Below are 504 nucleotides of genomic sequence, written 5' to 3'. Positions count from 1 at the left end.
GCGGCTCGCCTTCCCAATAGCAAAGATCGGACGCGGTAGTGATTGCCGCCAGTTCCGGGCAAATCAACGCCTGCTCTGCCTGGTAAAAAACGTGGGCCAACGTTCCGTCCAGTATCAGCGGCGCCAGCGGCAGGGCTGGAGGACAAGATTTTCGCCCCAGATACAGAGGAAATACAGGCTCCTCCAGCGCAGCTGCCAGTTTTTCCAAAACTATCGGTGCCCCTTCAGTTTCCTTAACAGCAATATGAAACAGCGCATCGCACCGATATTCGCGGGTGGTGATCATCGGATTGTTGAGATCTTCCTGCCCCAGAACCAGCTCATCACGCCGAGTGAAATAAATGCGCTTTGTGTTCTCTTTTGGTACTTCGACAGTGTGATAGTCACGCAGCCATTGCTCGCGGGAAGAAAACGGTCGTATGGCAAAATGGTAGTGTCGGTTAAACTCATCCAGATGAGCAGCCTCACGCCGGATACCACAGGCGGCAGCAAGCAATCCCAATA

The 504-nt window shown here is 53.6% G+C and carries 1 protein-coding gene; it reads right to left on the bottom strand.

The features are described from left to right. Nucleotides 1-496 (bottom strand): type I-E CRISPR-associated protein Cas5/CasD (cas5e, locus tag FDW87_RS21810; RefSeq protein WP_252363012.1); only part of this gene is annotated, 496 nt, incomplete at its 3' end. Nucleotides 497-504 lie beyond the last annotated feature (8 nt).

The organism is Citrobacter sp. wls826, assembly GCF_005281245.1.
GTDB lineage: Bacteria > Pseudomonadota > Gammaproteobacteria > Enterobacterales > Enterobacteriaceae > Citrobacter > Citrobacter braakii.
This window is presented reverse-complemented; position numbering and strand designations above follow the sequence as displayed.